The sequence below is a fragment of the Exiguobacterium sp. RIT341 genome, assembly GCF_000632205.1.
Taxonomy (GTDB): domain Bacteria; phylum Bacillota; class Bacilli; order Exiguobacteriales; family Exiguobacteriaceae; genus Exiguobacterium_A.
Genome location: NZ_JFYW01000008.1, coordinates 353784 through 367812 on the forward strand (window position 1 = coordinate 353784; position 14029 = coordinate 367812).

Genomic DNA, 14029 nt, shown 5'->3' on the forward strand with positions numbered 1-14029 from the left:
CCATTTCTATAGGGAAATAGCAGCTGTACAGTTGTAGTTGATCGTGCTTAGACTTCCTCTTCTTCTTCGAAGTCTTCTAAGTCTTCTTCGTCGAGATCGTCATCGAGATCATCGATGGCTGCGACTTTTTTGAACGTATCCTCGTCTTCGCTGTCGTCAGCTGAATCATAGTCCGCTGTCTTCGCGAATGTATCGAGATCGTCTTCGATCGTCTCGAACTCATCTTCTTCTGCATCATAGTTGAACTCTTCTTCAAACTCATCAAGTTCTCCACGTTGACGCGCTTCGATGACGAGATCCTCATCCGACTTATCAAACGGATACCAAGCGCGGAGTGACCAACGGTTCGCTCCGACGTTAACGAAGTTTCCGTCGATGTTCATGTCTGTATAGAGTTGAGCAAGTTTCTCGAACTTGTCTTCTTCATCTGTAAACGTATGGTACTTTTCGATTTCTGACGTGATGTCATCGAACGTGATTGGCTGTTCGCCAGCTTCTTGCAACATTTCATTGACGAATTCGATCAGCGAAAGATCAGTAATCTCTTCTTTACTTAAACGGCTGAGGCTCATTGTGACGGCCACTTCCTTTCATTTGCGTTCAATCCATTACTTCTCATTATACGCAAAATGGCTTTTAAAAATCCAGTCTCTATTTAAAAAAAGCTCGAATTGATTCTCGATTCGTGTTTTTCCCGCTCCCGAAAAAGGAATATCCAAGAGAGAAGAAGGAGGAATGACAGATGGAGATGACAATCGAACGGGTCAACGATTTTGATGCCTTCAACTGGTTACCAATCTTATCAAAGAGTACACAGGAAGGCTATCCCTTCATCGAACGGATGCTACGCGAACGGCGAAATGAAACGTTCCAAGAGGATGGTGAGGCATTGTTCGTCGCTTTATCTCTTTCCGGACACGTCATCGCGTGCGGGGGGTATATGAAACAAACCGGCACGAACGACGTCGGTCGGATTCGTCATGTCTATGTCTTACCAGAAATACGACACCACCGTGTTGGTACGCAACTACTTGAGAAAATCATCCCGGAAGCACTTTTGACGTATTCCGAGCTCTGGCTCTATACGGACGATGCCAGTACCTTTTATGAACGATTCGGTTTTGAGCCGTATACAGCAACTAAAGTGACACATCGCCTTCTCAAGCATGCATTCGTTCAACCATAAGTGTCTTGAATTGACATATCGAGAATCATCGATTAGTTTAAGCGTATGACAAATCAAGTGGATCTATTCAAGGCATTATCGAACGAGGTACGTCTTGATATCTTACGCTGGCTCAAGGATCCCGAGACTCATTTCAATAAGCCGACGGCCCATCTCGCGACGAATTTGTCGGACAAGGGAGGCATTTGCGTCGGAGATATCCAAGAGAAGGCGAACTTATCTCAATCGACCGTCTCCCAATATCTTACGATGTTGCAAAAAGTCGGATTGCTCGAATCCGAACGTCACGGCAAATGGACGTATTACCGGCGAAATGAAGAAAAAATCCAGGAGCTTGCAGCGTACCTCAAAGGAGAACTTTGATCCGTTCTCCTCGCCTTACATATCGACATTTCTCGATATTTAGATTCGTGAAAGGATGAATTCTGTTGAAAATCGTGTATTACGCACTCGCGTTACTTGCGGGTATCGCTTTAAGTGTCGAAGGAGCAATCTATGGTGAGCTCGGGAACTTCGTCGGAAAACTCGAAAGTAGCTTTTATAATTTCTTCGCCGGTACGATCATCATCGGATTGATCGTCCTCTTCTTCGGAAGGGGTTCACTCGGCTATACGTTCCGCGCACCGAAATGGACCTTACTCGGTGGTCTACTCGGTAGCATCTACTTGACGATCCTGATCATCAGCATCCCGCTCGTCGGTGTCGGTCTCGCCATGATCAGTGTCATTCTCGGTCAAATGGTCGCTAGTATGGTCATCGAACATAACGGTTGGCTTGGTAGTCCGAAACGTCCGATCAATCGCGACAAGCTAATGGCTTCTGCTCTGATGCTCGTCGCCCTATTTCTTATCTTTTAAGGAGGTTCGCTCGTGAATATTCTATTACTTGGTTTTACATTACTCGGTGGCGTCATGCTGAGCGCACAGTCGTCCATCAACGGTGCCTTCAGTCAAAAGGCTGGTGCCCTTGAAAGTACGTTTCTGACCTTCTTCACGGGGATGCTGATTCTCGCTTTAGCCATCCTCTTCTTCGGACAAGGAAACGTCCTACTCTTGCTCGAAGCACCTCGTTGGCAACTAAGTGCTGTCCTGTTCGGCGTCAGTTATCTCTTCCTGACGATTCTTGCCGTTCCGCAGATTGGTGTCACGGCAGCTAGTATCGCGACCGTCATCGGTCAACTCGCAGCAGGTATGGTCATCGACCACATCGGTGCATTCGGTGGCGTCGTCGTGCCGCTCGACGGAAAACGTCTGCTCGGTCTGCTTGCGATGCTTGCTGCGCTTTACTTCGTCTATCGCGGGAACACACGCAAAGACGTGTCCGCTTCATCTGATTCGATGGCATCGTGACCGAAGTTTCAGCGTTGATTCCCGTGCAAGACTCCGCTTTCCTCGGGCGGAAGGCGAGCCGCCTCGCCGCTTATGCGTCTGCGGGGTCTCACCTATTCCGCTGTCCCGTAGGAGTCTTCGTCTTGCACGTCCATCAACAGAGATCCATCAATCCTCATATACGAAAAGTCCGAACGAGTTCTTTCTCACCCGTTCGGACTTTTTTGGTTCCATTATTTTGTTCTGTGTCCTCACTTCTCCACACGACTTCGACAGGAAAAAGCACAATTTATCGTGCTGTCAGAGACGAACAAGACCAGAGTCGGCTGTCTGTGGCAGCCGAGACCAGTTTGTGTCTCGCCCAAGGAAAGCGAATGGAACATCGCGAGGACATCGAATGAATCTATATCACTGTTCCAGCTGTTGTCTCTTAAGTAAACGCAACGCTTCCGTCGCAAGACGATGGTCTGCTTCCTGCGATAGACCGGAAACGGTGATCGTACCAACGACACCGACTCCTTCGATCCGGATCGGGAACGACCCACCGGCATCGACATAATCGGCTGGAGAAACAGCATACATCGTATGATACGAGCGATGTTTGCTCTCATTATACCGACGCATGTACAGCGAGCTATAGCCATGTCGCAAGACGACGTTCGATTTCCGGCGGATCCACTCTTCTTGATCCGGTGCCGTACCATCGAGCGCCGCGTAATATAAACGCTGCCCATTCCGTTTGATTTCAACGGCAATCGACAAGTTTTTCTTCATCGCCCGTCCGATCAACTCATGTCCCATCCCGATCGCTTCCGTATTCGTCAGTGACGTCAGGACGAGTTCTTCCTCTTCCGCAAGCAGCACTTTCAATTCTTCCATGCATCCCATTCCTTTCGTAAGAGGCGTCGCCCTTCATCACTGCTGATGCGCACTGCTTCAATCAAGCGCATTGTTTTTTCAGCGTCGCGTAAATCGACAGGTACCCGTCCACCGCGAAGTCCTTCTGCCAACTGTTCGTAAAACGTCGCATAACTGCCTGGAAGTGTCGCGAGGCGCTCAACTGGCTGATCGGCGATCTGGAGATAGCCATAGGAGTCCACTTCATCTTCGCCGAGCTGTCCATCGACAGCATGACCTTTCGCAAGCCGTCCTTCTTGTGGGTCCATTCCGTATTTGATGTAACTGCCGCGTGTCGCATGGAACTCAAAACGCGGTGCTGGTCCTTGGATGAAGGATGCCGAGCGAAGAATGACACGCCGCGTACCGTAATGTAGCGTGACATGGAAACCGTCATCGACAACAGCACCGTCACGTTGCAGGTAAACATCGCCCGTCAGAGCATCCGGTTCTCCAAACAAGGCAAGTGCTTGATCGAGTAAGTGTGAGCCGAGATCAAACAGGATGCCGGCACCATCACCCGCTTGTTCCCGCCAGCGCTCCCGAACAACCGGGCGATAGCGATCAAAGCGTGACTCAATGACTTGCCAGTCCCCAATTTCGTTCATCTCCATCAATTGTTCAAGTGTCAGGAAGTCCCCGTCAAAGCGACGGTTTTGATAGACGGCGATTTGAACCCCGTATTGTTTTGCTAACGTTTGTAGCGCCAGTGCTTCTTCGATCGTCACGACGGCCGGCTTTTCGAGTAAGACGTGCTTTTTTGCTTCGATCGCTTGTTTTGCCATTTCGAAATGCAGTGGCGTTGGTGTCGTGATGACGACAAGTTCCGTATTCTCATCTTGCAACGCATCAGCGAGTGTCGCGACGACTATCGCCTCACTGAAATGTTGTGCCACCTGCTCCGGTCGACTCGAGACGACTTGCGTCACTTCAAATGCCGGTAATGCCTGTAAGAACGGAACGTGAAACGTCACCGCTGAAAAACCAAATCCGACGAGCGTCGTTTGAATCGGGTTCATGTTGTTTCCTCCTCTGTCACGTCGAGATCGACATGATAATGATCTAATCGTTCTTGCCACGTTGCGTCTGGTACTTGATCGGTGACGAGCACATCGATTTGTCCCCAATCACAGACTTTATGCAAAAAGCGTTTATTGAATTTCGTATGATCCGCGAGGACGATGACACGGGTCGCACTTCGAATCATCGCTTTCTTTACGACCGCTTCTTCGAGTTGTTCCGCAAAAAGTCCTTCTTCCGTCAACCCACATGCTCCAAGAAAAACACAATCGACTTGATAATTCAGGATGTCGTCTGCCGTCTTGATTCCACTCAAGCTCCGTGCATGCCGGTCGAAACGCCCTCCCGTGACGTACAGCTCAATATCCCTCCGCGCTCCGACGTGATCGGCGATATCGAGTGAGTTCGTGATGACCTGTAGTGAATACGGTGGAAGTGCCCGTGCCATCTCAGATACCGTCGTTGCAGCGTCGAGCAATAAGCGATCATTCGCTTGGACGTGACGCGCCGCGCGCTGTCCGATTCGCCGTTTTTCCGGTTTCTCTGTCCGCTGTTCATATGCAAGCGTCCCACCAGCACGGACTAATCCATTCTTAACACGAATGATCTCCCCTTCTTGTTCGAGGACGATGACGTCACGACGTGCGGTATCTCGTGAAATCTGATACTCCTGCATCAGTTGATCCAGCGAAATTTCAGGACTCGTCTTGATCCATTCCCGCATCTGTTGCAGCCGTTCGATTTGCCCCATCGATTCCTACCTCCTTTTTTCTTTATATTAAGTTTTTTCATTACTATATGCAATTTTATTGCAAATAATTCGACGATAATTCGGGTAAATAATAGAAGACAACTACTTTCAGAACGGAGGAATTGATATGCAAACGATATTGATCACGGGTGCTTCTTCCGGTATCGGTCTAGCGACGGCGCAGCGGTTTGCGGAAGCCGGCTGGTCTGTCTACGCTGGTGTTCGGAGTCCGGGTGAGATGACTGTGTCGTTACCGACGCTCACCTTCTTGTCGCTCGATGTCACAGATGAAACAAGCGTGAAGGCAGCCATCCGGCAAATCGAACAAGAGGTCGATCACCTGGACGTTGTATTCTGCAACGCCGGTCATGGTTTACTGCGCGCACTCGGTCAAGCGACAAGTTATGAAATCAAGCAACTCTTCGAAACGAATGTCTTCGGTGTCATCCGAACGATTGAAGCCTGCCTCCCCTTACTCAAACAAGCACCGGAAGGTAGTCACTTACTCGCGACTTCAAGCGTCAGTGGTCTCGTCGGTCAACCGATGAATGAATTGTATTGTGCCAGTAAGTTTGCGATCGAAGGACTGTTCGAAAGTCTTGCGACCTACTATAAACCGTACTTCAATATCGACGTCACCCTGATTGAACCGGCCGCCGTCGAGACGAACTTTACCGCAAATGTTCTCGATCAACTTGAACGGACGGGTGGCTTACACGAAGACGACTTCAAACCGATCATCACGGCTTATTTGCAGACGTACCGAACGCGACATGCCGACCGCCAATCGGCAGAAGCTCTGGCTGAGGTGATCTTCGAGGTCGTCCACCGTGACGAACGTCCGTTACGAATCCGGACGACGGAAGCCGATGAACATTTCGTCGCCCATAAGACGCATCATGATCCGTCAGGACTCGAAGGTGTCGCTAAAATACGACGGCTGACATTGAATCTCGACTGATTCCCTTTTTTTAAAATTTCAATCCGCCTAAGCAATCTGCGCCCACTATACTGAGACTATCTATCTAAAAATCATCTCGAAGAGCGGAACGCATGCCATCCTTGTTTCTTTTTACGATCGTCTATCTGATTCCGACCTTCATCATGTTCTATATGTCGATTGATATATTTTTACGCACTCCATCACATCCGCAACACTAACTGCTCAGCTTATTCACGTTCGCTTACTTATGGGATGTTCTTCCTCCATTCAAGAAAAATGCCTCTTCGCTTGAACTTACAGGTTGATCAGGTGATAGATGGTGTCAAACATGCCGGAAAGAATGATTATCTCATTCATGATACGATGGACTCGACGCACCGATCTTAAAGGAGAGATTCGATGATATCTGTACTGACGATTTTTTCACGCCTATTCAAGGGATTGCGCCGCGCCTTTCACTTGTCTTACTTCCGCGGACTACTGATCCTTTGTTTGTTGACACTCGTCTCTGGGACGATCTTCTACAGTACGGAAGAAAACCTTTCGGTCATCGATGCGCTTTACTTTTGCATCACGACACTGAGTACGGTCGGGCATCCGACATTCATCCCGACGACGACGCTCGGTAAGGTCTTCACGATGGCGTATATCACAATCGGCTGCGGGTTGTTCTTGACGTTAATTGCTACCTTGTCATACGTTTTGATTAAACAACCGGAAGAGGATTAAGGGGGAATCAAATATGCGTCAATCTGCCATCCAAAACAATTTCGATTGGTGTCGCCTTGTTTGTGAACAAGTCGGATGCCAGGTGACAGAAACCGAATCGACCTGGCTCGCTAAAGGAAGCGTTCCAAGTTATTATCCGGAACTGATGGTTCGCCTTCCTCATCAGCGAATTAATGCAACCGACGTGTACAGCATCAAGGACTGTACGGCGAGCTATGATTTCTCAAGCGCTGGTCTCAGTCACCTGTTCACAGCGGAATGGATGACCCGTCCCGCCATACTCGATCGTCGCGCTCTTCCCGTCGATTGGTCTGTCGTCACGGATGCCACGCAGTTTACTCGCTTCCAAGCAATCCAAGCGACACTGGAGTTACCGGAATCGTTATGGCAACATCCGGACGTCCGCTTTTTCTATTGCGAAGCACAACAGGCAAGTTGCATCGCCTACTCGAACCAAACGACGACCGGATTGATGTACGTTAGTTCCGACTATCTTGATGAACGCTTATGGGATGATATCGCACGCTTGTGCTCCGCACACTTCCCCGGTCAACCACTCGTCGGATACGAATACGGTGATCACCTGATCACGGCGCTCGAAGCAGGCTTTGACGACATCGGTCCACTGGCGGTCTGGATTCGCACGACGCATGAGAATGCATGAAAAAACCGAACCAATTCCCTTTCTCTTGAAGAGAAGGCGAATCGGTTCGGTTTTTTTACATCAAGCGACTGATGAACGCGGTCGCGATCCCGAAGTAGACGAGGAGCGACAAGATATCGTTTAACGTCGTGATCAGCGGTCCGGACGCAATCGCCGGGTCGATCTTTAAGCGATGTAAGATGAGCGGAATGATCGTTCCAGCCAGTGTTCCAAAAATCAGCGTGATGACGAGTGAGCTGCCGACGACAAGACCTAAGACGGCACTTCCTTGCCAGACGTACGCAATGATAGCAATCAAGACGCCACAAATGACACCAATGATCAAACCAACCCAAAGTTCTCGTAGGATTAATCGCGTCGCGACCCGCTTATCGACTTCACGCGTGATCAATCCACGGACGACGACCGCGAGCGATTGGGTACCGGTATTTCCGGTCATCCCAGCAATCATTGGCATGAAAAAGGCGAGCGCGACAACTTTTGAAAGCGTCTCTTCGAACTGACTGATGATCGATCCGGAGACGAGCCCGATGAACAGTAACAAGACGAGCCATGGCAAGCGCCGGGTTGCAGCAATCCACGGCTTCGTCTCGAAATCAATTGATTTACCGGATGCTGAGAGTTTCTCGATGTCTTCATTCGCTTCTTCCCGTAAGACATCGAGTGCATCATCGACCGTAATCAATCCGACGAGAACATCGCCTTCGACGACCGGTAGCGAAACGAGATCGTAGCGTTCGAACAATTGCGCGACCTCTTCCTGATCGGTCTCTGCTGCGACCCGAATCACCTTCGTCTCCATGACATCGCTGATTCGTTCCGTATTTTCAGCTAAGATGACGTCCCGGTATGAGATGACACCGACGAGTTCACTGAGTTGATTGACGACGTACACGTAATTGATCGTCTCCGAGTATTCGATGTAGTCACGCATCTTCTCGACCGTCTCACCGACCGTGAAATCCTCTCCCACCCAGATGAACCGGTTCGTCATCAAACGCCCTGCCGTCTCCGGTGGATACGTCAAGAGATTGCGGACGATCAGTGCCTCGTCTGTCCGCATGCTACCAAGCAAACGGTCAGTTTCTTCTGGTCCCAGTTCCTCCAGTAAATCCGCGACATCATCGTTTTCCATTAAATCGAGGACATGCCCGGCGCGCTCGACGTCTAAACGACGCAAGACGGCAAGACGTTGCTCTCCTTCGAGCTCCTCAAGCACATCTGCCAATCGTTCGTGATCGAGATAATCGAGGAGTCGTGCTTGATCGTCTTCTCCTAATTCTTCATACACTTGCGCGATGTCATACGGATAGACTTCTTCGATGACTTGCTGTGCTTGCTCTCGCTTTTCCTTCGCAAGCGCATCGAGCAATAGCCACTTCCATTGTTGTTCTGCTGTCTGACGCAATCTCCTCACCCCCATACGATTCTGCCTTTTCATCTTAGCACGAGTTGATTCGCGATCGATATCGAAAAACAGTTGACAACTGTTTCTCACGGCTTTAAAGTTTGCCTTAAGGAAACATTATTAGTAGACCGAATCTTTCTCTAGTAATGAATCATCAAAAATTTTTAATCTACTTTTTGCCCTAAGGAAACTTTCCTTCTCTATACCATAAAACCAAAGGAGTGAGCATTCATGTACGCCCTTGATGTTAACCGTCTCACGGTCTCCTATTTTGATACCCATGCACTCGCCGATGTATCCGTCCGTCTTCCGGTCGCTTCGCTGATTGGTATCATCGGACCGAATGGTGCCGGTAAATCCACTTTCTTAAAAGCCATCCTCGGTCTGATCCCGGCTCGGATCGAGCAGTTACGCGTACTCGATCAACCAATCGAAGCTGTCCGGTCACGTGTCGCATACGTCCCGCAACGAAGTGCAATTGATTGGGACTTCCCGGTTCGTGTGCAGGATGTCGTGTTGATGGGCTGTTATCCGAAGCTCGGCTTATTCAAACGACCATCGAAAGCACAAAAAGCGTTCGCCATGGAATGTCTCGAACGCGTCGGTATGTCCGATCATGCCGAACGGCAAATCGGTGAACTGTCAGGCGGACAACAACAACGGGTCTTTCTGGCGCGTGCCCTTGCCCAAGAAGCAGAACTACTGTTGCTGGACGAACCGTTCGTCGGTATCGATGTCGCCAGTGAGCAGATGATCATCGAACTCTTACGGACACTCCGAGCCGAAGGGCGGACGATTGTCGTCGTCCACCATGATCTGCATAAAGCAGAGGACTATTTCGACACGTTGATGCTGTTGAACAAACGACTAATCGCTGTCGGTCCTCCGTCTGATATCTTGACGCCGGAGTGGCTCGAACCAGCGTATGGCTTACCGCTATTCGAACGACGTAAGGAGGGACAAGGATGACGTTCATCGAGGCATTATTTCAGTATGAGTTCTTACAAAAAGCGATGATCACCGCCGTCATGGTCGGCATCATCTGCGGCGTGATCGGCTGTTTCATCATCTTACGCGGGATGTCGTTAATGGGTGATGCGATCTCGCACGCCGTTTTACCTGGTGTCGCGATTTCTTATCTACTCGGGATCAACTTCTTGATCGGTGCCATCGTCACAGGTCTCGTGACGGCAATTGGAATCGGCTTCGTCAGCCAAAACAGTCGCATCAAGAACGACACAGCGATCGGCATCCTCTTCACGTCCGCCTTCGCCCTCGGGATCATCTTGATTTCGTTCTTGCGCAGCAGTAGCGATCTCTATCACATTTTGTTCGGCAACGTCCTCGCGGTCCGTCCGAGCGATATGTGGATGACCGTCATCATCGGATTGATCGTCCTCGGGGGAATCTTCTTGTTCTACAAAGAGTTGCTGATCAGTTCCTTTGACCCGACAATGGCGCAAGCCTATGGACTATCGACACGCTGGATTCACTATGGATTGATGACATTGCTGACACTCGTCACCGTCGCTTCCCTTCAGACGGTCGGCATCATCCTCGTCGTTGCGATGCTGATCACACCAGCTGCGACAGCGTATTTACTGACGAACCGTCTCTCGCGGATGCTGTTCCTAGCAGCAGGCTTCGGTACGCTGTCCGCCATCGTCGGACTGTATTTCAGCTTCACCTACAATTTATCCTCTGGTGCATCGATCGTCCTCGTCGCGACGACGCTGTTCGCACTCGTCTTCATCTTTTCACCACGTCACGGTCTGATGCGTCACCGGAAACGAAAGGAGTCTACGGTATGAAATTAAAATTTTTCCTGTTCGTCCTCCTCAGCACAGTCTTGCTTGCTGCTTGTTCGACACCAGCAGAAGATAACGGAAAGCTGAAGGTCGTTGCGACGTATTCAATTCTCGCTGATCTCGCCCGCGAAGTTGGTCGTGAACACGTTGATGTTCACAGCATGGTTAAGATTGGGGCAAATCCGCATGAGTATGATCCACTTCCGGCAGACGTACAAGCGATGGCGGATGCGGATGTCGTTTTCTATAACGGTCTGAATCTTGAAGCCGGCGGTGCTTGGTTCGACAAACTTCGGGCAACGACTGGCAAAGACGCGTCTGACGCGCCAGTCTATCGTTTAAGTCAAGGCGTCGAACCAAAGTACCTGACGACGAAAGGCAAGGAATCAGAAACCGATCCGCACGCGTGGCTCGATGTGAGTAACGGCATTCAATACGTCGAAAACGTCAAGCAGGCATTGATCAAGGAAGATCCGAAGCACAAAGCGGACTACGAGAAAAATGCCGAGGCTTACATCAAACAACTGCAGACGCTTGATCAGGAAGCGAAAAAGCAGTTTGCCGACATTCCGAAAGCAGAACGTCACCTCGTCACGAGTGAAGGTGCCTTCAAATACTTCGGAACTGCCTATGACGTCAAAGCGGATTATATTTGGGAGATCAACTCGGATAATCAAGGAACGCCGGCACAAGTCCGCCGGATCGTCGATACGATCAAGGAGCAAGACATCCCTGTCCTATTCGTCGAAACAAGCGTCGACCGGCGGAGTATGGAGACTGTCTCTCGTGAGACCGGCGTTCCGATCGCTGGTACACTTTTCACCGACTCGCTCGGGGCACCGGGTAAAGACGGCGACACGTACTACAGTATGATGCAAGCGAACATCAAGACGATCACACAAGCACTCACGAAATAAGCGTCAATAAATCGTCATGCTTTCATCGTTTTACTTTCCTTATAATGAAGGTAAGACAATGAAAGAGAGGCCGACTATGCAAAGACGACTGTATCGTTTTGGACTTCCACTTAGTCTCAGCCTGTTGCTCGCTGCATGCGGGACGGCTGAACAGACGGATACTCCAAAAACAGAACACACGAATCACGAAGATCACGCTGACCATGCCAGTCACGGTGCCGATGATCAACTCGAGAAGACCGCGGGACCGGACACGTTACCTGCTTTTCTCGATGAGCAGGATCAATCGATTCAAACAATCTATCGCTCCGTCGCTAAACATTCCGATTTATTGAAGAAAATGCCATGTTATTGCGGTTGTGGTGAATCTGCGGGTCATACGAGCAACTATGACTGCTTCATCGAAGAACAGAACGCTACGTCAACGACCTGGACGACGCACGGCATTACGTGTGGTACGTGTCTCGATATCGCGGCACAGTCGATCGTCGCTTATCAAAAAGGTAGCTCCGTCAAGGAAATTCGGACTGCAATCGATCAAACTTATGCGAAGACCGGTGTCACACCGACGCCAACGCCAGCACTTTAATAAACAGTCCGCCCTCCTCGCGATGAACGTAAGGAAAGGCGGACTGTTTTTTTATCTCATGTGGAGCGTTCTTAACTTCTAGCTCGCAAGACGAGCGGTCGACCCGACAACAGCTCATCCAGTTGATAGTACGTATGTGCCCGAATCGGTCGATCCGTTCGTGGTAAGTGACGAAGTTCATATGCTACTTCGAGTAAGTAAAATTTGTATTCCTCCCCTTCATCAAAACCAAAGCTTGCGCGACGTTCTTCGATATACGCAAGGACACGCTCCTGTTGCGAGAACGAGAGGCGCTGGACTTGTGGGGCGAGTGCCTCGTGCGGAGAGAGCACGATTTCCCGCTCCGTGCGATACAGTCGATGCATGACGCCACCACTTTGACGTAAGGCAATCAAACGCGCGGGTCGATACGGACGGGGGTGCGGATGAGCATGGACGAGGTAACGTTCAATCGTGACTTGAGTCGTTCCTGCCGGTAGAGAGATGACGTCATACATACAAAATCGCTCCTTCTCGAAAATGGATAGCTACTCTCATATGCTACCATATCTATCCAGCATTCTTCCGTTGATGACAGAAGGGGAATCCGTTTTCAAAGTTTCGCAACTGGTTTTAAGACCGAGCGGGCGTGGAACAGATGGAGAGAAACGATTCCTATCTGGAAAGGATGATTGTTGATGTCGAATATGTCCGCTGTCGGTTTCCACCGACACTTACCTTTAACGGAACAAGATAGTCTGATTGATCTGGAACTACCACGACCAGAAGCAACAGGACACGATCTCTTAGTTGAGATCAAAGCTGTCTCCGTCAACCCAGTCGATACGAAAGTCCGTGCCCACGGGAAAGACGAAGACGCCCCGAGGGTCATCGGTTATGATGCAGCGGGAGTCGTCGTTGAAGTCGGCGATGATGCCTCCCTCTTCCAAGTCGGTGATGAAGTGTATTACGCTGGTGCAATTCAGCGCCCTGGATCAAACAGCGACTTCCAACTCGTCGATGAACGAATTGTCGCTAAAAAACCGGAACGGTTGACGTTCAGTGAAGCGGCTGCTCTCCCGTTGACGACGCTGACAGCCTATGAAGCATTGACCGATCGTCTCGGATTGACGTTTGATGCTAAGTCGAATCTTAAGAAGACAATCCTCATCATCGGAGCCGCTGGCGGTGTCGGTTCGATTGCGACACAACTTGCGAATCACGCTGGATTGACGGTCATCGGTACCGCGTCACGCGACGAGACGATTGATTGGGCGAAGGAACACGGTGCGCATCATACGATCAATCACCACGACGCATTCCGTCCTCAGCTCGAAGCCCTCGGTTACAAATACGTTGACTATATCTTCTGTCTCAATGCGACGGACCAACATTTCGAGACGATGGTCGATGTGATCGCACCGCAAGGGAAAATCTGTAGCATCGTCGAGACGAATCAAAAACTCGATTTAAGTGCGCTCCAACAAAAGAGTGCGACGTTCGTCTGGGAATTCATGTTCACGCGCCCGCTGTTTACGACAGATGATATGATTCGCCAACATGAGATTCTGACGCAAGTCGCAGCATGGATCGAAGAGCATACGCTCGAGACGACGGTGACACAGACATTGATCGGCATGAACGCCGACAATCTAAAAGAAGCACACCGTCTCGTCGAAAGTGGAAAAACGATTGGAAAGATTGTCGTTGAACATCATTAATAGGTATCGAAGCAGGATGAGACTAGGCTCTCGTCCTGCTTTTTTGTCGTTCTTTATTTTCTTGTGAACGTGAATCTCTTATTTTGAAG

At 49.9% G+C, this 14029-nt stretch carries 18 protein-coding genes; 12 read left to right on the forward strand and 6 right to left on the reverse strand.

The features are described from left to right. Positions 1-47: 47 nt before the first annotated feature. Positions 48-572, reverse strand: coding sequence for a DNA-directed RNA polymerase subunit delta (gene rpoE / locus BW42_RS10685; protein ID WP_035410737.1), 525 nt, complete (start codon positions 570-572; stop codon positions 48-50). A gap of 170 nt (positions 573-742) precedes the next feature. Here rpoE and BW42_RS10690 point away from each other — a divergent pair, with 170 nt between their 5' ends. From BW42_RS10690 to BW42_RS10705, 4 genes are all read left to right on the forward strand, one after another. Continuing rightward, positions 743-1186 (forward strand): GNAT family N-acetyltransferase, encoded by a 444-nt coding sequence (locus BW42_RS10690; protein ID WP_035410739.1) that lies wholly within the window; start codon positions 743-745, stop codon positions 1184-1186. 45 nt (positions 1187-1231) lie between these two features. Next, entirely contained in the window at positions 1232-1549 is a 318-nt protein-coding gene (locus tag BW42_RS10695) for a helix-turn-helix transcriptional regulator (protein WP_035410742.1), read from the forward strand. Between the two features lie 65 nt (positions 1550-1614). Then, a complete protein-coding gene (locus BW42_RS10700; protein WP_035410744.1) occupies positions 1615-2043 on the forward strand; it encodes a DMT family transporter in 429 nt (142 codons plus the stop codon). Positions 2044-2055: 12 nt separating this feature from the next. Then, positions 2056-2535 carry a DMT family transporter gene (locus BW42_RS10705; protein WP_035395771.1) on the forward strand — a complete coding sequence of 160 codons (480 nt, stop codon included), beginning with the start codon at positions 2056-2058 and terminating at the stop codon, positions 2533-2535. A gap of 387 nt (positions 2536-2922) precedes the next feature. Here BW42_RS10705 and BW42_RS10710 read toward each other — a convergent pair whose 3' ends face one another. The 3 genes from BW42_RS10710 to BW42_RS10720 are packed head-to-tail and all read right to left on the reverse strand — an operon-like array spanning position 2923 to position 5182. Continuing rightward, positions 2923-3393 carry a heme-degrading domain-containing protein gene (locus BW42_RS10710; protein ID WP_035410746.1) on the reverse strand — a complete coding sequence of 157 codons (471 nt, stop codon included), beginning with the start codon at positions 3391-3393 and terminating at the stop codon, positions 2923-2925. Beyond that, the gene (locus BW42_RS10715; RefSeq protein ID WP_035410748.1) at positions 3381-4430 is read right to left on the reverse strand and encodes a Gfo/Idh/MocA family oxidoreductase; all 1050 of its coding nucleotides are present in this window, start codon (positions 4428-4430) and stop codon (positions 3381-3383) included. The genes BW42_RS10710 and BW42_RS10715 overlap by 13 nt, the downstream gene beginning before the upstream one ends. Further along, positions 4427-5182, reverse strand: coding sequence for a DeoR/GlpR family DNA-binding transcription regulator (locus BW42_RS10720; protein ID WP_035410751.1), 756 nt, complete (start codon positions 5180-5182; stop codon positions 4427-4429). The genes BW42_RS10715 and BW42_RS10720 overlap by 4 nt, the downstream gene beginning before the upstream one ends. Positions 5183-5309: 127 nt before the next feature. Between BW42_RS10720 and BW42_RS10725 the strand changes: the two genes are divergently transcribed. The 3 genes from BW42_RS10725 to BW42_RS10735 all read left to right on the forward strand — a co-directional run bounded on the left by BW42_RS10725 (position 5310) and on the right by BW42_RS10735 (position 7518). Then, positions 5310-6143, forward strand: coding sequence for an SDR family oxidoreductase (locus BW42_RS10725; protein ID WP_035410754.1), 834 nt, complete (start codon positions 5310-5312; stop codon positions 6141-6143). Positions 6144-6524: 381 nt separating this feature from the next. Further along, a complete protein-coding gene (locus tag BW42_RS10730; protein ID WP_035410757.1) occupies positions 6525-6854 on the forward strand; it encodes a potassium channel family protein in 330 nt (109 codons plus the stop codon). Between the two features lie 13 nt (positions 6855-6867). Next, entirely contained in the window at positions 6868-7518 is a 651-nt protein-coding gene (locus tag BW42_RS10735; RefSeq protein ID WP_035410760.1) for a hypothetical protein, read from the forward strand. A gap of 55 nt (positions 7519-7573) precedes the next feature. Here BW42_RS10735 and mgtE read toward each other — a convergent pair whose 3' ends face one another. Beyond that, positions 7574-8926, reverse strand: coding sequence for a magnesium transporter (mgtE, locus tag BW42_RS10740; protein WP_035410763.1), 1353 nt, complete (start codon positions 8924-8926; stop codon positions 7574-7576). Between the two features lie 231 nt (positions 8927-9157). On the opposite strand from mgtE, the gene BW42_RS10745 reads away from it, so the two are divergent. From BW42_RS10745 to BW42_RS10760, 4 genes are all read left to right on the forward strand, one after another. Further along, positions 9158-9895 (forward strand): metal ABC transporter ATP-binding protein, encoded by a 738-nt coding sequence (locus BW42_RS10745; protein WP_035410766.1) that lies wholly within the window; start codon positions 9158-9160, stop codon positions 9893-9895. Then, positions 9892-10737 (forward strand): metal ABC transporter permease, encoded by an 846-nt coding sequence (locus tag BW42_RS10750; protein ID WP_035410769.1) that lies wholly within the window; start codon positions 9892-9894, stop codon positions 10735-10737. The genes BW42_RS10745 and BW42_RS10750 overlap by 4 nt, the downstream gene beginning before the upstream one ends. Further along, positions 10734-11651, forward strand: a complete 918-nt coding sequence (locus BW42_RS10755) for a metal ABC transporter substrate-binding protein (protein ID WP_035410772.1) — start codon at positions 10734-10736, stop codon at positions 11649-11651. Before BW42_RS10750 ends, BW42_RS10755 begins: the two co-directional genes overlap by 4 nt. Before the next feature lie 76 nt (positions 11652-11727). Then, positions 11728-12240: a PCYCGC motif-containing (lipo)protein gene (locus tag BW42_RS10760; protein ID WP_035410775.1), complete on the forward strand. Its 513-nt coding sequence runs from the start codon at positions 11728-11730 to the stop codon at positions 12238-12240. Between the two features lie 71 nt (positions 12241-12311). Here the strand turns inward: BW42_RS10760 and BW42_RS10765 are convergent, their stop codons facing one another. Continuing rightward, the gene (locus tag BW42_RS10765) at positions 12312-12737 is read right to left on the reverse strand and encodes a hypothetical protein (protein WP_035410778.1); all 426 of its coding nucleotides are present in this window, start codon (positions 12735-12737) and stop codon (positions 12312-12314) included. A 180-nt stretch (positions 12738-12917) separates the two neighbouring features. Here BW42_RS10765 and BW42_RS10770 point away from each other — a divergent pair, with 180 nt between their 5' ends. Next, positions 12918-13940, forward strand: coding sequence for a zinc-binding alcohol dehydrogenase family protein (locus BW42_RS10770; RefSeq protein WP_035410780.1), 1023 nt, complete (start codon positions 12918-12920; stop codon positions 13938-13940). Positions 13941-14029 lie beyond the last annotated feature (89 nt).